Here is a 22,241-nt window from a genome sequence, read left to right as displayed (position 1 = left end):
TCTCTTCTACAATAGGAAATATGTAGGGAGGCGACTGCCATTGGGCAAATGGTCGGATAGTCTACTGAATCAGGATCGCGTGCGGGCGATTGCGGAAGGAGCGCGCAAGGGGCCCGTCGGTCTTCTGGCCGGACGCCTGCCGCCCGAGGCGTCGGCATGGCCGAAGAAGAAGCTGAAGCTGTGGTCGGAAGGCCGGCCGGATATCGTCTGGGCCTGGCTAAGCGACCGGACGCTGCTGCTCGCCCTCCGCTTGCCCGAAGACAAGCGGCGTCTGGAGGAGGTTCTCGCCCGAACCGAGACGCACCTGCGCCAGATCGCCTGCGAGCGGCCCGAAGCGCCCGGCCCGATCGGCTTCGGCTTCGTTCCGGCGGGGGCGAGCCCGTACGATCGCCAAGCCGAGCAGCGGCTGCTGGATACGATCGCGGACGCCTTGTCGTTGGCCAAGACCGCGCTGAACGCCGATGCGGCCAAGCTCGCGAAGAGGATCAGGGAGAGAGAGAATAGCGAGCAGAAGGGTGACGGGAGCAGGGATAGCGGGAAGGATCGCGTATTGCAGGCCGCCGAGGCGCCCCTTCGCGATATCTCCGGCATGGAGATCGGGCGATTGGCGGCTCCGATGCCGGTCATGGCTCCCCATACGCTTGTCGCGGCCGCAGCCGAATGGTTCGAGTCTCATCCCGATTGCCACGGGATCGTCGTGGGGCTGGGGACGGCCCCGCAGGGCCTCGTCACCCGGGAACGGCTGAACGGGATGCTGGCATCCAAGTTCGGCGTGCCGCTGTACTGGCATCGAACAATCGACAAGATCATGGAGGGAGCTCCTCTGGTCGCGGAAGCGGACGTCCCGGTAGAGACGGTGGCCAGGCGCGCCATGAAGCGTTCGGATTCCCAACTGTACGATGCGGTGATCGTGACGGAACGAGGCAACTGCATCGGCGGCGTTACCGTGAAGGTGCTGCTCGAATCGTTCGCTTCGCTGCAGGCGGAAGCCGCGCGCCGCGTCAATCCGCTCACGGGGCTTCCGGGCGGAGACAGCATCCGCCGGGAGATCGAAGCCCGCGTCAAGGCGAAGCGGCCCTTCAGCGTCTACTACGCGGATCTCGACTACTTCAAGTGGTTCAACGACAGCTACGGCTACAGCGCCGGAGACGACATGATCAAGTACACGGCCTCCGCCCTGGGCTCCGTGCTCGGAGAATCGGAGGAAGACAAGCCGGGGAGCATGGGGACGAACGGGGCCTTGGGAGCGAACGGGGCCTTGGGAATGAACGGATTCCTCGGCCATATCGGCGGGGATGATTTTATCGCCATTAGCGAACGCTCGGATGCGGAGGCCTGCTGCCGCTCCTTCATCGATAGATTCCATGAAGGCGTCGACGCCTTCTACGGGGAGGCCCGCCCGATGACCGTGGTGAACCGGCACGGGACCAAGGTGGAGCAGCCCGGCGTATCGTTGTCCATCGCGGTTGTCCGCTGGGACGGTTCACGGGCCGTCAGCCACGAGCAGTTGTCCCAATGGGCCGCGGCGTGCAAGAAGACCGCGAAGGATAAGCCGGGCAGCTCGTACGCAATCTACGAGGCGTCATTCAGTGAACAGCTTTAACGACAGCGAGGAGGACAAGGGAATGGCGCTGGGAGCGTACCCCGGGCTAAGCATATCAAGGGCCTCGGACAGAGAGATGGCATTAATCTACTTTTATTGGAGCGGGGAGGAGAGAAGAAGAACCCTCTTGGACTCCCGTTCCAAGCAGCGGGTCGAGCAGCTCATCCGCGACTGCTTCGAGGAGCCGCTGCTTCCTTATCGAGTCGAATGGGCTCATGGCGACTTGATTCTGCTCTTCTGCTCGCCCGATCCTTCGGGCCCTCTGCCCTTCAAGCGGTCCCTTATGACGGCTGCCCTGGAGTTCAAGGGCAAGCTGGAGAAGACGATGCGTCCGCATCGCGGGGCGGCCGCGAACGCCAGGCTCCATGCCGGCTGCTCCTTCGGCCTGCTCAAGAGGGGCAGGGACCCGCAGCTCAAGGTCCACGAGATGACGCGCGAAGCGCTGCAGAACAGCCATAACGCCGATGCGCTGGACGAAGCGCTCCGCTTAAGCGAATTGGAGCGCCTGCTCGGGGAGAAGGCTCTCCGCTGCGTATACCAGCCGATCGTCAACATCCGCGAAGGGCGGCCGCTTGGCTACGAAGCGCTGTCGCGGCCGCAGGGGTCCGCCGTCTTCCCCGGTCCGCTTCCCTTGTTCGAATTCGCGGAGCGCGCCGGCATGGACTATCCGCTGGACCAGCTCGCGCGCGAGCAGGCGATCTCCGGCAGCGCCGGGCTGCGCCCCGGGGAGAAGCTGTTCCTGAACCTGACTCCCCAGATCATCAACGACCCGCAATTCACCCCGTGGCGGACGCTCGACCTGCTGCGGAAGCACCGCCTGACGCCGGAGCAGGTCGTGTTCGAGATTACCGAGCGGTCCAGCATCGAAGACTTCGGCTCGGTGGAGCGCGTTCTGGCTCACTATCGGAGCCAAGGCTACCGCATCGCCATCGACGATGTCGGCGCCGGCTACTCCTCGCTGCTGTCCGTCGTCGAGCTGAAGCCCGACTACATCAAGGTCGACCGGGCGATCGTCAGCGGCCTCCACACGGACTCGTACAAAGCGCACATCCTCGAGACCCTTGTCCTCACCGCCGACCGCATGGGCATCGACCTGATCGCGGAAGGCGTCGAGACGCAGGACGAGCTGGACAAGCTTCTCGCGATGGGGGTGAATTACGCGCAAGGCTATCTGCTTGGGCGCCCGGGGGAGATTGGCTGGAGACTCTGAGCGGCCGGCATGTTAATCGGTCGGGATGGCGCCTCCCCCTTGCCGTACGCGACCGTTTTGTGGCACAATACGGAGTATAGCAGTTCAACCGCGAGGCGAAGAACGCCCCGCTTCCTTCCGAATGGGAGGAGGCGGGGCGTTGTGTTTTTTATCCAATGGGAAGAGGTGAAGGGAATGAGCCTCGAGAAGGAACACGAGCAATGGATCAGGGATCATCTCAAACGCAGAAAAGGAGAGCGGAGGGATGCGCTCAAGCGTGGGCACGGATATGGAAATCGGCTGTTCGCGGAGCGGGTGTGGTGGCGTCTTGTCGGCCACTTGCATGGCTTGCACCCCGAATATGAGGTCAAGGACTGGCGTGGGCGACCCTACTTCGTCGACTTCATGTGGCTTGTTGGCGCTCTGTACATCGTCTTCGAGATTATGGACTTTGGCTCGCACGGTACCGATCGAAGCAAATATCGAATGGACCTCAACCGAGGACTCTACCTGCAGACTCAAGGTTACCTCGTGTTTTATATCTCTCTGGATGAACTGAAGGAGAATCCCGATTTTATCTTATCCTCGTTGCGATCGGCTCTGGCCCCGTATTTCTTGTCTACGAACCGGGGGAGTACGGGGCACAACCGCCACTCGCGGATGGAGCGGGAATTGATGCGCATCGCAGTACGCCATGATCGAATTCTGCGTCCGGCCGAAGCCGCGGAGGAATTGGAGATTCACCCCACCACGGTTGTCAAACATTGCCGAACGCTTGTGGAGAAGGGCAAGTTCAGAGCCATCGCCAAAGGATCGTCCAGAAGAGTCACCACTTACGAATATATCGGGACGGTCCAGAGCCCGGACCTATTCTGAGAATACTGTCTCCAAGAGAACAGTTAGTTAGTTAGTTAGTTAGTTAGTTGGGCGAATCAGCGAGGAGAGGTGACGGTGCGGGCACTTGCAGCATTGACGGGGGCGTAGGTTAGAACGGTATTGAGAGTATGGATGATGGCATTGATGAGAACGTTCGCGAGGGCATCGGAGAGGCCTGTTCGCCCCTCTCCTCGCCTCCTCCACTCCCCCCCTCTTGGCAGATTAAACTCGAAATTTCATGTTTAATTCAGCCGGGAAGCGCTAAATGGACGATTATGATCGAAATTTCAATCTTATTCGAGCCTAAAAAAACAAATCCGCAAAATATAGTCGAAAAACCAACTATATTCATTATTTTGGCACCGGATGGCGGAAATGAAGTTGAAAATTCGCGTCTACTCCGCCATCTGTGTCCCTTCTTCATCTCATCCGCCGAAGGGCTGATGAGCCGCCAGCAAATCTTCACTTCCCCGAGCCCCCGGCTGCTTCCCGCATCCGAATGCCGTGTTCGGCCAGCTTCCGAATCTCCTCGCACATCCTCGGATTGACGGGGTAGAAGCTCTCCAGGTAGCTCAGCAACTGCAGGGCCGATTCCGGAATCCGGTCGTACCCTTGCAGCATGCCGCCCAGCACGCTCGCGAACTTCGGGAACCGCCGCTCCGCCCTCCTCTCGTTGCCGAACCGATCCGGGTAATAGTCGACCTCCGGCTCCAACAGGTGCATCACCGACAACAAGCCGTCGATGGGGTAGCTCTCGATGAAGCGCATCGCGGACAGCTTCTCCCCTCTGAGGTATCGGCCAAGCCCGACGTACAGGTTCGTCAGCGCTTCGCCGAACACATGATCGACCGACACCGAGCGATTGCTCGGAATCGCGGCTTGCCCGTCGACGATTGCTTCGTTCGTATACGACGGGTGCTTCCACACCATTCGGCCGCCCGAATAGAGGGCGCTGTCCAGCTCCGTCTCCTCGAACACCGCGAATTCCCCGTAAATGCCGTCTTCGAACAGGATTTTGTAACCCATCTCGCAATTCATGAACCGGTAGGCCAGCGGACAGACGTCCTCCAGCCAATCCAGACGGTCGATGAACCGGTGCTTCTCCCCTTCTGCCGCAACAACAAAAAAATCGAGATCCGAATACTCGTCGATGCGATCCGTCTCCACTCCCACCGAGCCCAGTCCGAATACCGCATGCGCCCCTTGATGGCCCGCCAGCGACCGCCCGATGTCGTCCATTCTCCGCAGCAACTCCTGTTTATCCGCCATACTCCTTCTCCTCTCTTCCTCCGGAAGGCCGCCAATGCCAAAAAAGGGCCCAACCGCGCACTGCCGCGAGGTTGAACCCTAAGGTTACATGGCCTTCAAATTTAGTAAATAATACCATGGCAACGGTGCACCGTCAAGGCGGCTAAGCGTCTAACCGAACAAATCCCGGACCTCGTCCGCCACGGAACGAAGAGGGCGTCCGACCAGCCCGGCCAGATCGCCGGAGACGAACGACATCTCGGAGCAGGGCAGCATTCGGTAGAGGTCATTCCGATAGCCCGGGTCCGTGCGGTGAACCACCCGCCTCCCCGTCGCTTCCGTAAGGGAACGTGCCAGATTGCCTAGATTCCAGGTACGAGGCGGGGTCAGTTCATAGGTCCGGTACCCGTGCCCGTCCTCCGTCAATACGTTGGCGGCGGCTTCCGCCAGGTCGATGCGAGAGGCGGTATTGAACACCCACTTCCCCGGTGGGCTTGGCAGGATACCGCTGGCTGCAGCCTCCCGAGTGCCCAGAAGCTTCACGATATCCGAATAATAGGCATTCCTCAGAATGGTGTAAGGAAGCTGCGACTCCTTGATCGCCCGTTCGGTATCCAGATGCAGCTTGTGCACGGATAACCGTCCCTTCTCCGGCGCGAATAGGCTCGTATAAACGATGTGCCCGATTCCGGCTTGCTTCGCCGCATTGACGACGGAGAGGTGCTGGGCCAGTCGCGCCGTATCGTCCATGCTCGGGGAGGAGATCATCAAGAGCTTGTCAGCCCCGGCAAAAGAAGGTGCGAGCGATTCCGGCACATCGTAGTCCCCATACCGAACGTCCAGGCCGGACTCCCGATACGCTTGGGCCTGAGCCCCCTGCGGCCGTCTGATGCTGAGAATCATCTCCTCCGGACGGCACCGGAATTGCAATTGCTGCACAATCAATCCTCCGAGCTTGCCTGTTGAACCGGTAAGGACTATACGCATGGGATCGTCTCCTTGGATTAGAAAGTTAAATATTTAACTAAATTGGCGAAAACAACTGCATTAACGAGAACAATTGCCGAAAATGCTGAACACGACGGGAACATGGGTGTGAAAATCGCTAGATTGCGGATTGTTGAACTCCTATCGGGGCGACGGCTGGACAAACGGGCGGCTACAGCCACCGGGCGGCGGTTTTTATGCGGTTTTTCACACTTATCGCGCTCCACCCCCCCTCCATTCGCCGGTTTTATGTGATTTTTCACACTTATCACGCTCCGAAGCCTCTCCATTCGCCGGTTTTATGTGATTTTTCACACTTATCGCGCTCCGAACCCCCTCCATTCGCCGGTTTTATGTGGTTTTTAGCATAAATTGGACGTTAGCGTCCGTCGGGCAACGATTGTATGTGGTTTTTAGCATAAAAATGGTCGGCGGGGTGGTTTGTCAGGCGATGGATGCGGGATGCAGGAGGGGCCGCCGGCAAGAGACAGGACATCCGGCCAGGGCCCTCCCGGACCGATGCATCGGCCGATCGGCGGATCGCCTGCGGAAGCTTCCGCTAAGTAAAGCTAACCCGGTTCGCCCAAGTCCCCACGCAGCTTGCGCAGCAGCGACAGCAATTGCTTCAACTCGTCGGCGCTCAGCTTCGTCATCCGCTTGCCAATGGTCAATCGGTTGCCGGGCAGCGCGTCCAGCAGCAGTCTCTCCCCTACCTCGGTCAGCAGCACCCGGCGCTTGCGGCCGTCCTCCGGGTCATCGGCGCTGCGAATATAACCCTGTCGTTCCAACGGAGCCAGCAGCACACTGATATTGGCCTTCGTCACTCCGATTCTCTCCGCCAGAACCGAAGGAAGAATCGCGCCGCCCGCCTTGGCGATCTCGACCAGAATCCGGATGCGCGCTCCATTGATTCCTTGCGACGACCAGTACTTCTCCGAGACGCCGATAAGCTCGGCCGTCGTGTCCACCATCGCGAAGAAAGCCTCCACCTCTACCGGCTGCTCCAACACGTAGCGCTGCAGATCATCCATAGCCCTGAACCTCTTCCGTGAATTCCACTAGAGTGAACCCCGATATATAGTTTAATATTTAACTAAATCCAGTTTATCGTTTCCCCTGCACAATTGTCAATCGGCGCCCGGAAGGAATTCTGTCCGGAATTCGGAAGTCGACAGTCCCCGTCCCAACAGCCAAGAGGCCAGGACCCTCCTCCGAGGAATCCTGGCCTTTTTGTCACTAATGCCACTAGCCTAACCCTGCAAAGCTTCGGTCACATCCTGCAGCACGGCCAGGTTAGCCATGTAAGCGGAATTGATCCAGTGGCCGGAGGACACATGATGGACGCGGCCGTTCTTAACTGCCGGCATGGTTTTCCATAGCGGCATGTCGGCGAGCAGCTTGTCGACCTGCTCTTCGGTCTGGCCTTCCGGCGTAATGACGAACAGCTCATCCGCATCCAACTCCGGCAGCTTCTCGAGCGAGAGCGTACCGAAGTTATCCGGCGTTGCGCTCGCGAGCTCGGGCGCTGCCAAGCCCAGTTCGCCGTAAAGCAACTTGCCCGACAGGAACTCGCTTCCCACCACGTAGAATTCCTTCTCGGACGGCCATAGGATCGCCACCTTTTTCCCCTCGACGGATTGGGACAATTGCTCCTTCGCCTCGGCGATCTTGGCGTCGTATTCGGTCAGCTTCTGCTCCGCCAGCTCCTCCTTGCCCAGCAGCTCGCCGACCTTGCGCAATTGCTCTCCCCAATCGCCAGCCTCGCCGTTGAACAGATAGGTCGGGGCCACCTTCGCAATCGTCTCGTAATTCTCGACCGGCAGGAAGTGTGAACTGATCATAATAAGATCAGGCTCGAAGCCGAGCGCCGCTTCGGGAGACAGGCCGCTCATCAGATCGATGACGGGCAAGTCGGCAAGCCACGGCTCCAGGTGCTCCTGCACCGTGCCTCCCGCCGAATATTTCGCTACGGGAGTTACGCCGAGCGTCACCAACGCATCTTCCATATAAGGAGCAAGAATCCGCTCGGGGGTGGATTCGATGCTCACCTGGTGTCCATAATCGTCGGTCAACGTGCGCTCGGATGAAGCTGCGGCGGAAGCCGCGGCAGAGGCAGCAGCAGATGGAGAGACCGCGGCCGATTCGGAAGCGGCGGACGAGGCCGACGGCGTGACATTCGAGTTGTCGGCATTGCCGCAGGCGCCAAGCAGCAGAACGACAGCAGCGGTCATGACGGATAACGCATATTTTCTTATGGGCTTCTTCATCGTGTGTTTCTTTCCCCTTTTCCGCTATGTTTATGATAATGATTTTCATTCGCATAAACATTATAGCGGAAGAGACCCGGTTCTCAAATAGATAATTCCCGAACCGAAGGTGGACGATTCCCCAATCGACCGCCGAGACGGTCCGGCCGGCGGAGACGCTCGGCAGCTCCACCGCTCCCCATCGCTCGCCCCTCCAGCGTTCCGCCGCACGTCCCTCAACCGTTCTGCGTTGCCCGGCCGTTGCGGAATATTTGCCTGAACACTTTGCTGATCATCGGGTGGATAACCGACAGATGGTCTTCCCCTTCGATGAGCATACAGGCGATCTCCAGCCCCCGATTCTCATACGGCTTCAATCTCCGGCAGAGCTGCACGGCGTCCTCGATCATCGACGGCTCCTCCTCCGACCCGACCGCGAGAATCAGCTCCGCCTGCACCGCTCCCCGGCCCAGCCTCGCCTCGAACTCCGGCACCTTGCTCAGCAGATGATACTTGTTCCACCAGATCGAAGGACTCCCCGCCACGAACGAACGGAACGGCGAAGGCCGGTCGAAGAGCGCGTACAAGGCAAACAGCCCTCCCAGAGAATGGCCGAACAACGATTGCCGGGATACGTCAACCGGGTAACGGCTCCGGATAAATGGCAGAAGCTCCTGCTCCAAGAAGAGAAGGAACGAGTCCGCTCCGCCTGTCGGAGGCCACGCCATCCCGTCGGAGCGCAGCTCCGATTCCGGCGTCTCGACGGTGAAGTCGTACATTCGGCGGCCATACACGAACGGCTCCTCCGACTCGTATCCGATGCCGACGATCAGCCCCGGCGCAATTCCTTCGGGATGCCACGATTGCATTCGCATCGCTTCCGCCATCGAGCCGAAGTGCGCGTTGCCATCCACCGCATAGAGCGCCGGATACCCTTCCGCCGGAGCCGATCTTATCGGCTGCGAGACGAAGATGCAGTAGCCGAGCCCCGTATGTTCGGATCGCAGCCGGTACGTGTCCGTGCCCGGGATCTCGTAGCGCAACGGCTCGGCTGCGCCTTGCCCCGTCATGCCCGGCGGCCGTTCCGCATCCTGCCCGTAGAACCACAACAACGCTTGGGGAAAATATCGTGCGATAAACATCGTATCGTGTGTGCCGTCTTCCTCCAGTTCGAAGGCCAGCCGGTCCTCGCCGAGCCCCTGCGACTGCCACCGCCTGCGAAGCTCGAGCGCATACATGGCCGCGTTGCGCCGGGCATCCCGCTCCGCAATGCCCTCCTGTGCGCCAACGGACAAGAAAATCCGCAGCGGCTCGGGCACCGCCGATTGCTCGCGCAAGAACCCCATTGCCCCTTCGTCCCCCAATGACGGAGACAAGGCCCCGATGAGGCCGAAGGCGTCGGGCCGAAGATGCGCCGCATATAAGGGAATCAGCCCGCCCCCCGCACTCCCGACGATCGCCGTTCGAGCGCCATCCGCCACCGTACGGTAATTTTCGTCCACATAAGGCTTGATCCGGCCCGCCAACTCGTCAACGCAGGCGCGATAGTGCCCGTCGAACGCTTCAACGCCTGCCAGAATCAGCTCCGGCAGCCAGCCCTCCAGGAACAGGCGGTGCAGATGATTCTCGCAATGCTTGACGAGTTCTCCCCCGCCCATGACGTAAACAACGGGGTATCGCTTGCCCGAGGTAAAATAAGAAGGAGGCAAACAAACGTCGATAGTCCGCCCTCCGATGCTTGCACGTTCGATTGTCCTCATGGGAACCCTGCTCTCCTCGACCTGCTCGGCCGACAGTCTAATCGAAGAACATTATAAAGAATCAGGCGGGTTCGACAAATAGACGATTAGCGGAACGGAAGTGGACGATTGCCCAACCGGCGGCGATACTCGCCCGGCGAGCAGCCCTCGTTCTTCTTGAACAGTCGGCTGAAGTAATGCGTGTCGGCATACCCGACGCTCCCCGCCACCTGGAGAATCGCGCAGTCGCTTGTCGCGAGAAGCTGCTTGGCCCGGTCGAGCCGATGCCGGATGAGGTAGTCGATCGGGAACATCCCCGTATACTTGTTGAACAGGTACGAGAAACGCTTGGCGTTCATGCCGCATCGCGCCGCCAGCGAATCGACGGTATGGGGCTCCATATAGAACCGTTGAATGTATGAGACGACATCGTCGATCTCGCCGCGATGAACCTGCACGCTTCCGCCTCGCGCGGCAGACAGCATATCGTGGACGAGGCCGAAGAACAGCTCCTTGCAGCGAACCGACGTAAGCTGTCCAGGCGTGTTCCATGCCTGGTTTAACAGGTACATTTTCTCCACTGTGGTCGGTTGGTTCCCGTAATTCATCATATAGCTCGTCCTGTTGTAACGGATGCCGTTCTGCGACTCCGAACCCGGCTCCCACAGCTCGTAATGGACGAGCAGATATTCCAAGTCCTCCGGCCCCGTCACCTGATGCCGCAGCTTCATGCCGACCGCCCCGTGAACAGCCTTGCCTGCCTTGAGTTCGTAAGCCTTGCCGTCGAATTTGAACATAGCTCTGCCTCTGATGACGAACAGCAAGCCCGATAACGCGATCGGCTCATCGCTCGTATTCTCCGGATAATGCACATTCGGCTTCATCGCCCCGAGATGCACGGCCTTGATGGTCAGGACCCCTTCCGCGAATTCCCGAGCGATCGCCTCGACATCGTTCTTCATGGGAGTCCCCCTTGCCCGTCGGCGCGATAATGACAAGATAATATGATATTATGGCATCACAGATCAAATTGAAAAGCGATAGAGAGAGAAACGAATGAACATTCATTATCATGACGCCGAAGAGCTTGATAGATGCAAGAAGCTGATCGCTTCTATCATCGAGAAGCATAAGGGCAGATACGGCTGGATTGATTGCGGAAGAACCAAAGCGGACCGCTTCGCGGAAGAGATGATCGCGGTGCTCGAGAAGTGCGGGGAGACCGAGAATATGCTTCTAGCGCTGGATATCGCCTGCCTCGTGTTGGAGGAAGCGGTGCAAGCCTTCCAATATGCGGACGATTCCGATGGGGATATCGGCTGGCTGGCTGATGAAGCGCTTGAGGCAATCGACGGGGCAATAGCGGACAACGTTGAATGGGAACCGGAATTAAGACAACAGGTATTCCACAAGCTGCTGCGGCAGAGCGACAGTGCGGTTTTGGAAGGATGGGAAGATTACAAGGTCGCCCTGCTCGGCATGTGTGCCCGCTTCGCCGATGTTAACACCTTAAGACATACGTTAAAAGCGAAAATAGATGATAGCATTCACACGAACGCAACCCAAGAGGGGCGGAGGTACACGAGTGAGGCCTTAAACAAAGTGTGGCTGGGCGTCCTTCAGGAATACGGCAAAGAAGAAGAGACGGAACAATTTATTGCGGACAATCTCCACTACAGCTCCTTTAGAGAAACCCTCATTAATAAATTTATGCGAGAGAAGAATTATCCCCGTGTGGTGGAATTGGCTGTGGAAGGCGAACAGCAGGACGGGAATTATGCGGGGTTAGTGTTACAATGGCAGGAAATCAGGTATGCCGCCTACCGCGAGCTGCAACGCAAGGAAGATCAGGCACAACTGGCCGAGCAGTTGTTGCTTGCCGGCAAGTTCGAATATTATAACGAGCTTCAGCAGTTGGCCGGTGAAGATCGGGATGCCCTGTACGATCGTTTGAAGCAGCAGCTCAAGATGGAACAAGGCTGGCGTGCACAAGGCATGTATCTCCGGCTCATCTCCGAGGCGAACGACTTGGACGAGATGATGGCGTATGTGAAGGAGAACCCGGATGTCATTGAATCGTACGCCGACAGGCTTGCGGGGAAATTCGGGGATGAGATTAGCGACATCTATAGCGCTCATGTCAGGAAGACGGCAAGCTTGGCGACGAAAAGGAAAGGTTACCAGAAGGTATGCGACATGTTGCGGCGTTATCGGAAGATAGCGGGAAGCGCCAATCAAGCGAGCTTGATTGGCGAGCTTCGCGATTCTTATGCGAACAAATCGGCCTTTATGGACGAGTTGGATCGGGTGAAGTGAGATGGCATTGTTCAAATGATAGTCTTTGAGTTGCCGGGCTGTTTATTGCATGTATAAACTTGCGCTGTTATAATCAAGCTAAAGAAGGAGACGTGCGGCTAACACGACTCCTTCAGCACAATAGACCGCTTCAAAGGCGGTCGGCTTCGGTAATGAAGTCGGAAATAGACCGTTTACCTGTCAAGAGGGCGGTCTATTTTTGTTGATTAATTACTGCAATGATGGCAACAATCAGCGTGATCAGCGCAACGATTAACGCACCAAAACTGATCATCAACATCAAAGAGTCTTTAACCTCCATGGGCATCCCTCCCTTCATAGAGAGGTAGCCGACCACCCTTGCAAGCCGTTCTATGTGCCTGTCCCATTATAACATAATTTGTCAGATGATGTTCACTTGACGCAAGTTCAAGATATATTTTTTACCATGCGCCTCCTTGGCGCCCCTACAAACTCCGCTCGGTCACTCCCGTTGCCGGATCGAAGACCAGCATCTTCGTCCCGATCTTGTCGATGAAGAAGCGATCGTGGCTTACCGTAATGACGGCACCGGGAAAATGAATCAGAGCCTGCTCCATCACCTGAATGCTCGTGAGGTCCAGATGGTTGGTCGGCTCGTCCAGGATGATAACGGCGGCGCCCGAGAGGAGACACTTGGCCAGCGCCACCCGGGCCTTCTGCCCGCCCGACAGATTGCCGATCACTTTGCTCAGGTCCGCCTCCGAGAATTGCAGCATGGCCAAGAACTTATTCACCTTTTTGCGCGGGGCGTCCAGCCCCAGTCCGTACGTATTCACCGCGTGGCTGACGGTATCCTTGGGATCAAGCTCCTCCCACATCCGGTTGAAGTAGGCGTAGCTGACGCCCTTCTCCCAGATGACCTCTCCGGACTCCGGCTTCTCCTGCCCGGTAAGCGCCTTGATGAGCGTAGACTTCCCGCTTCCGTTCGGCCCCGAGATAACCAACCGATCTTCCTTCTGAATATCGAAGCTGACGTTCTTGAAGATCTGCCGCCCCTCGTAGGTCTGCCCGATCTTCTTCGCCTCGCACAGCTTGTCCGGGAAGCGCAGCCTCTCGTAAATATCGGTAATCAGCACGTTGACGGGATGCGGCTCGACCCGCTTCTTGTTGTCCGCCAGCTTGCGCGAGAGACGGTCCTTGGAGCCCGACTTGCGATTCGCGCGCTCGTCGATCGCCTCGGATTCCATAAGAAGCAGCTCCTCCTCCCACTCAAACTGGCGGTCGAGCTCCTTCTTGCGCATTTTCTTCTTGCGGACGTAATCGGTGTAGTTGCCTTCATATTCCTGAAAATGATAGTTCTCGATCTCGATGGTGCGAGTGACGACCTTGTCAATGAATTGCCGGTCATGGGACACCAGAATCATGGCGCCCTTGAACCGGAACAGCCATTGCTCCAGCCATGCGATGCCTTCTATGTCCAAGTAATTCGTCGGTTCGTCGAGCAGTACGACATCGGGGAGCTCGATGAGCATCTTCGCCAGCGCCGCGCGGTTGCGCCATCCTCCGGACAACTCGTCGATCGGCTGATGCCGCGATCGGTCGTTGAACCCGAGCTTCGTCAGCACCGTATCGATCTCGACGGACACGTTCCAGCCATCAAGATGCTCCATCTGCTCGAACAGCTCCGCCTGCCTGGCGAGCAGCCTGTCCATCTCGTTATCGTCGGTGACGACACCGAGCTTGTCCCCGACCTCCTGCAGCTCCCGTTCGATAAGAGCCACCTGCTCGAAGCAAGCTTCCAGCTCCTGCTGAACGGACAAGCTCCCGCTGAGCTCCGAGAACTGCGAGAAGTAGCCGATTCTCGCCTGCGGATCTACCTCTACCTTGCCCGATGTCGGCTCTTCCTTGCCCAGGATGAGCTTAAACACCGTCGACTTGCCGGCGCCGTTCCGGCCGATGAGACCGATCCGCTCTCCTTGCATTACTCGGAAATAAATATCGCGGAAGATCATCGAGTCTTCGTACTTCTTCGTGACGTTCTCTAGACGTATTACGCTCATGGCGATCACCTTTCTGGGTGCAGCTTCTAGGGTGATTATAGCATGGTTGGTTTGGAGATTGTTCCTTGGTCGAGAGGATTCCCGGCGTTCGCCCGATGGACATTAAATTATATATAATATATAATGTCTGTGACGAAATTATATATTATATATAATATTGTTGGCGATTCTTATCAAACTTATGGAGGCGTCATCATGGGAAGACTTACGGGCAAGGTAGCCATTATTACGGGTGCAGGCAGCGGAATGGGAGCCGAGCAGGCCCGCCTGTTCGCTAAGGAAGGCGCGAAAGTCGTCGGCGCGGACATGAACGTTGCAGGTCTTCAAGCTGTCGTGGATGAGATCAAGGCTAACGGCGGAGACGCCATCGCGGTTAAATTAAATATTTCTTCCTCCGAAGAGTGGATTAGCGCCATCCAAACGGCGGTCGACACCTTCGGCAAATTGAATGTCCTGGTGAATACGGCAGGAATCGTCGGTCCGTTCACCTTCAAGGCGGTCGACCATGATCCCGACGAGTGGGACAAGGTCATGGCCATCAATCTTAAAGGCGCGTTCTTGGGATGCAAATACGCCATTCCCGAGATGATCAAGGACGGCGGCGGTTCCATCGTCACCGTCTCTTCCATCGGCGCCCTGATCGGCGGCCAAGGCGGCACCGGCTACGGCGCCGCGAAGGCGGGCCTGATCGGCATGTCCCGCAACATCGCAGTCGACTACGGCAAGGATAACGTGCGCTCCAACGTCATCTGCCCGGGCCAAATCCGCACTCCGATGTCGGCTTTCCTGGAGACAGAAGACGAGCAAGCGAAGGCAGCCAAGCAATACTATCTGGGCAAAACGCCGATGGGCCACTTCGGCGATCCGATCGATATCGCCTATGCCGCGCTCTTCCTGGCCTCGGACGAGTCCAAATTCATCACCGGCACCGAATTGCCCGTGGATGGCGGAGTTATGGCCAACTAAGAGAAATGCATTCGCAATAGCACAAGAGACAGCTTCCCGCGAGGGGGCTGTCTCTTGTTGTTTATAGATTCAAGGATTGCCGGATTAAAATCTCGAAGGCTTCCTTCGCTTGGGCAAAGTCCGAACGAAGAATGGCTTGGACCATCTGTTCGAGGTAAGCATAGCGGCTTCGCGTCTTCTCGACGTCACTCCACTTCAACTGAGAGTAGGCGTTCGTAATAAACGTGATGTCCGAGTAAATTCTCATAAAGGCGATATTCTCGGCCACTTGGAAGATATGCCCGCATAACCGATGCACGTTGACCACATACTCCAGAATGTCATTTTGCGAAAGTGACCGCTCTGCCTCGACCAGATACTTCCGCAGCCGATCGCGCTTCTCTTCATCCCACTTCGGCTCCGAATAATCGATCGCGAGCTCGGACAAGCGAACCAACGCTTCCGTGTAGTCGTCCATCTCCTGCTGGGAGAAGGACTTCACGCGCACGCCCCTTCTGGGCAGCCGTTCCACGACACCGGTATTCTGCAACAGATAAAAGGACTCCCGAACGGGAATGTTGCTGACGTTCAACTCTTCCGCTATATCCGATTCGATCAGCCGGGTTCCTTGCGTCAGCTCGCCTTTGAATATTTTCCTCATGATGTGGCTTGCGATCTGCTCCGGCAACGATTGGGACTTCCCGTCCAAGATCGAAGAGAAAGAAAATTTATCCATCCGTTACTCCCTATTCCCTTCAGGTAAGCTTGATTAGATTCAATATACCGCCGACAACGCAAATTGCCAAGGCCCTCTAATGACTACTTCCGGTCTAGTCAGCTTTAGCCGTTTTTGTTCGAGATGACGGGGTTGTTCTCGCCTTCGTCTTGGATATTGCCCGGCTTGTTGTTGATGAACCGGTTGCGGAACAAGAAGTTGGCCCTATGCGCGGAGCGAACCCAAGAATCGTTCACACCGTGTTGATCTCGCCATAAAGATTATTTTGGGGTTGCATATTAACTCAAACTGCTGTAATATATGTCTTCTGGGAACGTTAAAGTTCAATATGCTTTGTTATTCTATCGCGGGGTGGAGCAGCCCGGTAGCTCGTCGGGCTCATAACCCGAAGGCCGCAGGTTCAAATCCTGCCCCCGCAACCAATTTGCACTTACAGTTCGATATTTATATAAGAATGCCTTTAACCCGCAGGATGCGCGGATTAAAGGCATTCTTTTTTTGTCCTACTGCAACGAATTGCTGACAAGCGGACTTCGCCGTATTCGCCAGAGTCGTATAATGCTCGATGCTCATTCGATTCCCCTCACCCCCCAATCCCCCAAAAAAAGAAATGAACCAAGCCCGCCGTTATGACAATATTTAAGAGAATGGCCATTCAGGAAGGAGCAAGTCGCTTGGAACCCGATGAGTTGATCGAGCTCGTGAGGCAACACGGCAAGTCGATTTATGCTTTCTGCTACCGACTGACGGGGAACAAAGCAGATACTGACGATTTATATCAAGAAACCTTTCTTAAGGCCGTGGAGCTCCGACACAAGATGGACGCGTCCCGCAATCCTAAAGCTTATCTCCTATCGATCGCCATCCGGCTGAATAGGAATCATCGTCGCAAGTTCGCCTGGAGGCAACGGATTGTTCCTACGTCGGAGCTTGATGCAGCAACTGGCGCCGGCACGTTCGATTCGCTCGCAAGCGAAGCAACGCCGGAGGACGCCGTGCTGTCGCTCGAGCTTCGCAGCATGGTTCAGGACGCCGCCAATCGTCTAGGCGATAAGCTAAAGCTCCCCCTTTACCTGTACTACACGGCGGATATGGCCGTCGAAGAGATTGCTTCGGCGCTTGGAATTCCGGCAGGTACGGTGAAGAGCAGGCTTCATACGGCGCGCAAGCTAATGAGACAAGCATTGGAGGTTGAATCCCCATGAAGGATGCGGATTTGGAGCGTATGCTCAGACAATCTCTGGCTTCTGCGGCGGAGCCTGAGGAGCCGTTGAATCAGAGCATCATCCATCAAATAACGGAGCGGAGCCGAATGAGAACCAACTACAAGAAGAGATTATTCATTGGGTTATTCGTTGCCATATTCGTGCTGATAGCAGGAGCATCCGCGTACGCGGCGACTCAGTTATTCACTGCCAAGCAGGTTGCCGAGCACCTGGGTGACCCGCAATTGGCGGAAGCGTTCGAGAGCGAAGAGGCCATTCGGATCAATGCTGCCAAGGACTCCGGAGATTATCGGTTTACGTTGCTTGGCATCGTATCCGGAGTCGACCTTAGCATATCCCGCCATTCCAGTGAGGACGTCTATCCTAACCGAACCTATGCGGTCGTCTCCATTGCCAGACGAGATGGCCAGCCAATGCCGGACGTCCCGGACCCCGAATTCGGCAAGGTCCCCTTCTTCGTCTCGCCGTTGGTCAAAGGTTTGAAGCCGTGGCAAGTGAACATTGCCTCAATGAATGGTGGATTCAGCGAAGACGTCATAGACGGGGTCATGTACAGAATCATCTCATTGGATGAGGTGGAGATTTTTGCGGATCGAGGAGTGTACTTGGCGATCAGCAGCGGCAGTCCGTTCTATAGCAACGATGCGTTCCGCTATGACGAAGCGACGGGCGAGATCCATGCCAGAGAAGACTATCCCGGTGCCTCGGTGCTATTCGATCTCCCTCTCGATGCAGCCAAGGCGGACCCGGCCAAAGCGGATGCTTACGTAGAAGCGCTGTCGAACCCGACTTCGGACTCTGCCGAGCAAGAGGAGCAGGAGGAGCAGGAGGAAGACTGGGTGCAATGGATTGAACGATTGCGGGCCCAAGTTCGCGCCGGAGAGTTGATCGGCGAGACGATCGCCGAATCCGTTCAAGAAGTAAGCTATGACGAATCGGGCGATATCGAGTATTCGTATAACGGTTGGAACGTATCGCGGCCTATCGATCAATTGTTCAAGAAGGATCAAGTCGGCTATTCGGATTATTTCCCTATCAGCGGGGACGACGAGAGCTACAAGGCCGTGCTGTTCCACAGAGACGACAACGGCATCATTACCGGCAGGGTCGTCGTGCTGTCGAGGGAGTGTCCCGGCCTTTGCTGAGACCACGCCCCCTTTCTCCCGTAAATAGATAGAACTGCCCGATTTGCGGCTTAACCGGGAGAACGGAGGGAATGCGATTGCAACTGGTCCTTGACCATATCGTGAAGACATTCGACAACAAGAAGGTGCTCCAGGGAGCGGAATTTATTTTCCAACAAGGGAAGATTTACGGTCTGCTCGGGCGCAACGGCGCCGGCAAAACAACGCTGTTCAACTGCCTAAGCGGAGAAACGAAGATGGATGGCGGCCGGGCGCTGCTCGAGGAGAACGACACGGCGAGGGAGCTGCGGGAGCAGGACGTCGGGTACGTCTATTCGCTTCCGATTCTGCCCGAGTTCCTGACCGGCTACGAGTTCGTGAAGTTCTTCATGGACATCAACAAGGACAAGCTCGAACCGGGCCGGACGCCGGACGATTATTTCGATCTGATGAGCATCGCGAAGGAAGACCGCCACCGGCTGATCAAGGGATACTCTCACGGCATGAAGAACAAGCTTCAGATGCTGCTGTTCCTTCTGACGAAGCCGCCGGTCATTCTGCTGGACGAGCCGCTGACTTCCTTCGACGTCATCGTGGCGCTGGAGATGAAGAATCTGCTCCGGGAGATGAAGACGGATCATATTCTGATCTTCTCGACCCACATTCTGCAACTGGCTACCGATCTGTGCGACGAACTGGTCGTCTTGAACAACGGGGCGCTGTCCTCCGTGCCGTCCGAGCTGCTGCATAGTCCGGAGTTCGAGGCGAGCGTCATCGAGCTGCTGAAGGATGAGGGATGAGAGATGAGAGATAAGGAATGAGAACCATGACGGGAACGCTTAATACGCTGCTCTCCATCCGGACGTCGACGACCGCCAATCGGTTCTTTTATTATTTTCGCAAGGTGCCCTTCATCGGCCGCCTTCTGCCCGACACCGCCTATTCCAACCTGAAGCTCAAGCGCTTCATGTACGTCATCGTGCGCATCGTCAGCCTCCTGTGGGGATTCGCTGCCAAGTTCGCCTACCTGGGTCTGCTCTTCTACTTGCCGATCGGAGCGCTGGGCGGGGATCTTCCGGAGGAGGACCGGCTTCGGCTATTCTTCCATCTGTTCCTCTTGCTCAGCTTCGTCGTGGCGGGCGTCACCTCTGCGGTTGTTCTGGAGACGAAGAGGGAGAAGTATATCGCGGTGAAGCTGATGAGGGTGGCGGCCGCCCGGTACATGAAGGCCTCTCTCGGCTATCGGTACGTCCTGTTCTTCGTCCAATTCGTCCCGGCGCTGCTATTCTTCATCAAGATCCTCGGAGGCTCCGCGCTTCAAGGCGTTCTGCTGGCGGCGACGGCCACCTTGTGGAGAGTGCTGATCGAGTATCAGCATCTGAGACTGTTCGAGAAGACAGGCATGGTGCTGATCAAGAACAACGCCATTGTCTGGCTGACGATCGGCATCGGCTATGCTGCGGCGTACGCTCCTCTCCTCCTGGAGACGGTGCCGTATCGGGTGGAGCTGCTGGTCAATGGTCCCTTGGCGTTAACGGTATCGTTATGGGGAAGCTTCGCAGCCGTCCGGCTGGCCCGTTACCCCGATTACGCGAGAGCGGTCGAAGCCGCGACGAAGAGAGACGACCCGCTGCTGAATCTCGGCCAGGTGTTCGCGGACGCGCAGAAGGCCGACGTGAAGAAGGCGACAGGAGACTATACGGGGGAAAATCTGACTGATGAGCCGGCACGGGGACAAGAAGGGTACGCGTACTTAAATTCCCTCTTCTTCGCTCGGCATCGCAAACTGATCGCTCAGCCGTTGTACAGGAGGCTTGCGATCATCGGCGGCATCGCCTTCGTTGGAACGCTCTTCGCGCTGCTGAAGCGCGAGTCGATCGCCGAACCGGAGCTGTCGGTTATCTTCCCTTATCTGCCTCTGGCGCTCTTCTTCCTCTCCATAGGAGAGAGAGTGTGCAAGGCGATGTTCTACAATTGCGACCTGAGTTTATTGAGATACGGCTTCTATCGCAACGCGGCCAATCGGCACTTCCGAATCCGCCTGAGACGGATCGTCGGTCTCAACCTGATTGTCGCCGCCGCCATCGCCGCCGCGTTAACGATTGTGGCCGTTGCGATCGGCGCCCCGTTAGGCGGGGATCTCGTCATGCTATGGGTCTACGCGCTGTCGCTGTCCGTCCTCTTCTCGGTGCACCACCTGTTTATGTATTATATTTTCCAACCGTATAGCGTCGAATGGAATTCGAAGAACCCGATGTTCCACGTCTTGAACGCGCTCGTCTCGATGTTCTGCGGCGCCAGCATCTGGATCGAGGCCCCGGCCTCCATCTTCTTCGCCGCCGCCCTGATCCTGACGCCGCTGTATCTCGTTGCCGCACTCGTTCTCGTGAAGCGGATCGGGCCCCGGACGTTCCGGATCAAGTAGGCGGCGAAGCGCCTAGTCCGCCTGCCGCTCAACCTCCAGGATCGCTCTCTGATGGAGAAGGCGCATCACGCTGTCTTCCATCGGAGGATTGGACAGCCCGAACCTCACATCGCGGTAGAGCCGGCCCAGCGGATGGGACTGCGCCAAGCCGTGGGCCCCGGCGATCCGGAGAGCCTTGTCCACCACGGACAGCGCCGTCTGAACCGCGAACACCTTGACCGCCCCCAGCTCCGCCTGCCAGTAGCCCGGATCGCCGTCCGATTCCTCGAAGCGAGCCGCCGCCGCGTACATATAGTGCCGCGCCGCCGACAATTCCAGCTCGATCCCGGAGAGCTGCTGGCCGATGTTGGGCGCGTACAGGATCGGGCGGTCGAGCGTATTCGGCTGGTAGCTCGCGGCGAAGGCCAGCGCTTCCTCTCTCGCCGCAAGAGCGATTCCCAGGTAGCACGCGGGAATGTGCAGCAGGTACGGGTTCACCGTCGGCCCGCTCTTCTGCGTTGCCCGGAAGACAAGCGCTTCCGCCGGCAGCTCCACGCCGTCGAGCACGAGGTCATGGCTCCCCGTCCCGCGCATCCCCATCATATTCCAGGTCGGATCGACCGTCACGCCGGGAGTCGACAGCGGGATTACGAAGTCCGCGTGACCCCCTTCCTCCTCCATCGTCACGCCGACGATCGCCGTATCGAGCTCGGGCGACAGCGTCGTGAACGTCTTGCGCCCGTTCAGCACGTAGCTTCCGCTGGCCGTCCGTCTCGCCGTCGTCTGATACTGGCCGCCGCGGGACGGGCTGCCCGTCGCCTTCTCCGAGTTCGCCCGGTTCGTCAAGCCCCCGGCCACGGCCGAGCGGAACAGTTGCGCCAGCGCCGCTTCCGTCCACGGGCGCCGAACCGCCAGCTCGAACACGACGCTAAGGTGCCAGCCCATCCCGAGCGCGATGGCGGGATCGCCCTGCGCAAGCCGCTCCTGATAGAGCAAGAACTCGTACAGGCCGATCTCCTCGCCCCCGTACTCCTTCGGAACCGTCCAGCCGGGATAACCGATCCTCCTCAGCAATTCGATATGCTTATGGCTGAAGCCATTCGCCTGATCCGTCTCGTGCGCCCCCGCCTTCATCTCGTCGGCCGCCTGGCCGATGAGCCGGAGACGCTCCTCCTGCTCCCGCGTTCTCGCGAAACTAACGTTGCTGCTCATCGTACGGTCACCCTCCTCAACCCCAAAACTAACTTTCCTGAGCCGTTAAGTATGGCTTAAACGCTAACACCATTCGTTCCGAGCGTCAACCTCTCGCGCCCGCGCGAAGAGGCCCCCTGCGCGCCTTTGTCACCTATTCGAGTCCTTCGCCTTGACCGCCCCTCGCCACCCTAATGAGATGCAAATCTACATCACATTGCCTCAAATTGGCATAAAATCAAACAAAGAGATGCAAAAGTGCATCTCTTGGGGACGGTTAGCGCCCAATAATCGGCCTTTCTGGGAAATCAGATGTATTTTTGCATCTCTTCAGCGTTATTGCGGCGTTTTTCCGGATATGTAGTGTATTTTTGCATCTCATTGGACAGT

General features: G+C 57.5%; 20 protein-coding genes and 1 tRNA gene. 10 read left to right on the top strand and 11 right to left on the bottom strand.

Annotated elements, in window-relative coordinates:
• Positions 1-40: 40 nt before the first annotated feature.
• The 3 genes from E6C55_RS07890 (at position 41) to E6C55_RS07880 (ending at position 3,668) form a co-directional block, all read left to right on the top strand.
• Complete coding sequence (locus tag E6C55_RS07890; protein WP_168735531.1) at positions 41-1,603, top strand: GGDEF domain-containing protein; 1,563 nt, start codon at positions 41-43, stop codon at positions 1,601-1,603.
• Complete coding sequence (locus E6C55_RS07885) at positions 1,590-2,813, top strand: EAL domain-containing protein (RefSeq protein ID WP_136369237.1); 1,224 nt, start codon at positions 1,590-1,592, stop codon at positions 2,811-2,813. The genes E6C55_RS07890 and E6C55_RS07885 overlap by 14 nt, the downstream gene beginning before the upstream one ends.
• A gap of 141 nt (positions 2,814-2,954) precedes the next feature.
• Complete coding sequence (locus E6C55_RS07880; RefSeq protein WP_230986598.1) at positions 2,955-3,668, top strand: hypothetical protein; 714 nt, start codon at positions 2,955-2,957, stop codon at positions 3,666-3,668.
• A 462-nt stretch (positions 3,669-4,130) separates the two neighbouring features.
• Here E6C55_RS07880 and E6C55_RS07875 read toward each other — a convergent pair whose 3' ends face one another.
• From E6C55_RS07875 to E6C55_RS07850, 6 genes are all read right to left on the bottom strand, one after another.
• Entirely contained in the window at positions 4,131-4,937 is an 807-nt protein-coding gene (locus tag E6C55_RS07875; RefSeq protein ID WP_136369236.1) for a hypothetical protein, read from the bottom strand.
• Between the two features lie 150 nt (positions 4,938-5,087).
• On the bottom strand, positions 5,088-5,903 hold the full coding sequence (locus tag E6C55_RS07870; RefSeq protein ID WP_136369235.1) for an NAD(P)H-binding protein: 816 nt from the start codon (positions 5,901-5,903) through the stop codon (positions 5,088-5,090).
• A 569-nt stretch (positions 5,904-6,472) separates the two neighbouring features.
• Complete coding sequence (locus tag E6C55_RS07865) at positions 6,473-6,934, bottom strand: MarR family winged helix-turn-helix transcriptional regulator (RefSeq protein ID WP_136369234.1); 462 nt, start codon at positions 6,932-6,934, stop codon at positions 6,473-6,475.
• Between the two features lie 219 nt (positions 6,935-7,153).
• Positions 7,154-8,170 carry an ABC transporter substrate-binding protein gene (locus tag E6C55_RS07860; protein ID WP_136369233.1) on the bottom strand — a complete coding sequence of 339 codons (1,017 nt, stop codon included), beginning with the start codon at positions 8,168-8,170 and terminating at the stop codon, positions 7,154-7,156.
• Positions 8,171-8,385: 215 nt separating this feature from the next.
• Positions 8,386-9,909 (bottom strand): alpha/beta hydrolase, encoded by a 1,524-nt coding sequence (locus E6C55_RS07855; protein WP_136369232.1) that lies wholly within the window; start codon positions 9,907-9,909, stop codon positions 8,386-8,388.
• Positions 9,910-9,995: 86 nt separating this feature from the next.
• Positions 9,996-10,850 carry an AraC family transcriptional regulator gene (locus tag E6C55_RS07850; RefSeq protein WP_136369231.1) on the bottom strand — a complete coding sequence of 285 codons (855 nt, stop codon included), beginning with the start codon at positions 10,848-10,850 and terminating at the stop codon, positions 9,996-9,998.
• A gap of 268 nt (positions 10,851-11,118) precedes the next feature.
• On the opposite strand from E6C55_RS07850, the gene E6C55_RS07845 reads away from it, so the two are divergent.
• A complete protein-coding gene (locus tag E6C55_RS07845) occupies positions 11,119-12,204 on the top strand; it encodes a hypothetical protein (protein WP_136369230.1) in 1,086 nt (361 codons plus the stop codon).
• A 193-nt stretch (positions 12,205-12,397) separates the two neighbouring features.
• Here E6C55_RS07845 and E6C55_RS34605 read toward each other — a convergent pair whose 3' ends face one another.
• Together E6C55_RS34605 and E6C55_RS07840 are read right to left on the bottom strand one after the other, a co-directional pair.
• On the bottom strand, positions 12,398-12,505 hold the full coding sequence (locus E6C55_RS34605; protein WP_230986597.1) for a putative holin-like toxin: 108 nt from the start codon (positions 12,503-12,505) through the stop codon (positions 12,398-12,400).
• Between the two features lie 145 nt (positions 12,506-12,650).
• Entirely contained in the window at positions 12,651-14,225 is a 1,575-nt protein-coding gene (locus E6C55_RS07840) for an ABC-F family ATP-binding cassette domain-containing protein (protein WP_136369229.1), read from the bottom strand.
• A 195-nt stretch (positions 14,226-14,420) separates the two neighbouring features.
• Between E6C55_RS07840 and E6C55_RS07835 the strand changes: the two genes are divergently transcribed.
• Positions 14,421-15,191 (top strand): SDR family NAD(P)-dependent oxidoreductase, encoded by a 771-nt coding sequence (locus E6C55_RS07835; protein WP_136369228.1) that lies wholly within the window; start codon positions 14,421-14,423, stop codon positions 15,189-15,191.
• Between the two features lie 61 nt (positions 15,192-15,252).
• Here E6C55_RS07835 and E6C55_RS07830 read toward each other — a convergent pair whose 3' ends face one another.
• Positions 15,253-15,906, bottom strand: coding sequence for a GntR family transcriptional regulator (locus E6C55_RS07830; protein ID WP_136369227.1), 654 nt, complete (start codon positions 15,904-15,906; stop codon positions 15,253-15,255).
• Positions 15,907-16,010: 104 nt separating this feature from the next.
• Entirely contained in the window at positions 16,011-16,142 is a 132-nt protein-coding gene (locus tag E6C55_RS35060; protein ID WP_269145543.1) for a hypothetical protein, read from the bottom strand.
• Between the two features lie 109 nt (positions 16,143-16,251).
• Here E6C55_RS35060 and E6C55_RS07825 point away from each other — a divergent pair.
• The 5 genes from E6C55_RS07825 to E6C55_RS07805 all read left to right on the top strand — a co-directional run bounded on the left by E6C55_RS07825 (position 16,252) and on the right by E6C55_RS07805 (position 20,681).
• Positions 16,252-16,328: transfer RNA gene (locus E6C55_RS07825), tRNA-Met, on the top strand.
• Positions 16,329-16,535: 207 nt separating this feature from the next.
• Positions 16,536-17,111 carry an RNA polymerase sigma factor gene (locus E6C55_RS07820; protein WP_330999612.1) on the top strand — a complete coding sequence of 192 codons (576 nt, stop codon included), beginning with the start codon at positions 16,536-16,538 and terminating at the stop codon, positions 17,109-17,111.
• Positions 17,108-18,277 (top strand): hypothetical protein, encoded by a 1,170-nt coding sequence (locus E6C55_RS07815; protein ID WP_136369225.1) that lies wholly within the window; start codon positions 17,108-17,110, stop codon positions 18,275-18,277. Before E6C55_RS07820 ends, E6C55_RS07815 begins: the two co-directional genes overlap by 4 nt.
• Before the next feature lie 71 nt (positions 18,278-18,348).
• Entirely contained in the window at positions 18,349-19,056 is a 708-nt protein-coding gene (locus E6C55_RS07810) for an ABC transporter ATP-binding protein (protein WP_230986595.1), read from the top strand.
• A 17-nt stretch (positions 19,057-19,073) separates the two neighbouring features.
• A complete protein-coding gene (locus tag E6C55_RS07805; RefSeq protein ID WP_136369224.1) occupies positions 19,074-20,681 on the top strand; it encodes a hypothetical protein in 1,608 nt (535 codons plus the stop codon).
• A 12-nt stretch (positions 20,682-20,693) separates the two neighbouring features.
• Here E6C55_RS07805 and E6C55_RS07800 read toward each other — a convergent pair whose 3' ends face one another.
• Positions 20,694-21,872: an acyl-CoA dehydrogenase family protein gene (locus E6C55_RS07800; RefSeq protein WP_136369223.1), complete on the bottom strand. Its 1,179-nt coding sequence runs from the start codon at positions 21,870-21,872 to the stop codon at positions 20,694-20,696.
• Positions 21,873-22,241 lie beyond the last annotated feature (369 nt).

It is taken from the genome of Cohnella fermenti, from assembly GCF_004801405.1.
Classification (GTDB): Bacteria; Bacillota; Bacilli; order Paenibacillales; family Paenibacillaceae; genus Cohnella; species Cohnella fermenti.
The sequence above is the reverse complement of the archived record's forward strand: the minus strand, read 5'-3'. Positions and strand labels throughout refer to the sequence as shown.

Excerpts from the sequence above, each read along its gene's own strand:
- E6C55_RS07875 (WP_136369236.1), bottom strand. The coding sequence starts at position 4,937 with ATGGCGGATAAACAGGAGTTGCTGCGGAGAATGGACGACATCGGGCGG.
- E6C55_RS07870 (WP_136369235.1), bottom strand. The coding sequence starts at position 5,903 with ATGCGTATAGTCCTTACCGGTTCAACAGGCAAGCTCGGAGGATTGATT.
- E6C55_RS07865 (WP_136369234.1), bottom strand. The coding sequence starts at position 6,934 with ATGGATGATCTGCAGCGCTACGTGTTGGAGCAGCCGGTAGAGGTGGAG.
- E6C55_RS07860 (WP_136369233.1), bottom strand. The coding sequence starts at position 8,170 with ATGAAGAAGCCCATAAGAAAATATGCGTTATCCGTCATGACCGCTGCT.
- E6C55_RS07855 (WP_136369232.1), bottom strand. The coding sequence starts at position 9,909 with ATGAGGACAATCGAACGTGCAAGCATCGGAGGGCGGACTATCGACGTT.
- E6C55_RS07850 (WP_136369231.1), bottom strand. The coding sequence starts at position 10,850 with ATGAAGAACGATGTCGAGGCGATCGCTCGGGAATTCGCGGAAGGGGTC.
- E6C55_RS07845 (WP_136369230.1), top strand. The coding sequence starts at position 11,119 with ATGCTTCTAGCGCTGGATATCGCCTGCCTCGTGTTGGAGGAAGCGGTG.
- E6C55_RS34605 (WP_230986597.1), bottom strand. The coding sequence starts at position 12,505 with ATGGAGGTTAAAGACTCTTTGATGTTGATGATCAGTTTTGGTGCGTTA.
- E6C55_RS07840 (WP_136369229.1), bottom strand. The coding sequence starts at position 14,225 with ATGAGCGTAATACGTCTAGAGAACGTCACGAAGAAGTACGAAGACTCG.
- E6C55_RS07835 (WP_136369228.1), top strand. The coding sequence starts at position 14,421 with ATGGGAAGACTTACGGGCAAGGTAGCCATTATTACGGGTGCAGGCAGC.
- E6C55_RS07830 (WP_136369227.1), bottom strand. The coding sequence starts at position 15,906 with ATGGATAAATTTTCTTTCTCTTCGATCTTGGACGGGAAGTCCCAATCG.
- E6C55_RS07820 (WP_330999612.1), top strand. The coding sequence starts at position 16,536 with ATGACAATATTTAAGAGAATGGCCATTCAGGAAGGAGCAAGTCGCTTG.
- E6C55_RS07815 (WP_136369225.1), top strand. The coding sequence starts at position 17,108 with ATGAAGGATGCGGATTTGGAGCGTATGCTCAGACAATCTCTGGCTTCT.
- E6C55_RS07810 (WP_230986595.1), top strand. The coding sequence starts at position 18,349 with ATGCGATTGCAACTGGTCCTTGACCATATCGTGAAGACATTCGACAAC.
- E6C55_RS07805 (WP_136369224.1), top strand. The coding sequence starts at position 19,074 with ATGAGAACCATGACGGGAACGCTTAATACGCTGCTCTCCATCCGGACG.
- E6C55_RS07800 (WP_136369223.1), bottom strand. The coding sequence starts at position 21,872 with ATGAGCAGCAACGTTAGTTTCGCGAGAACGCGGGAGCAGGAGGAGCGT.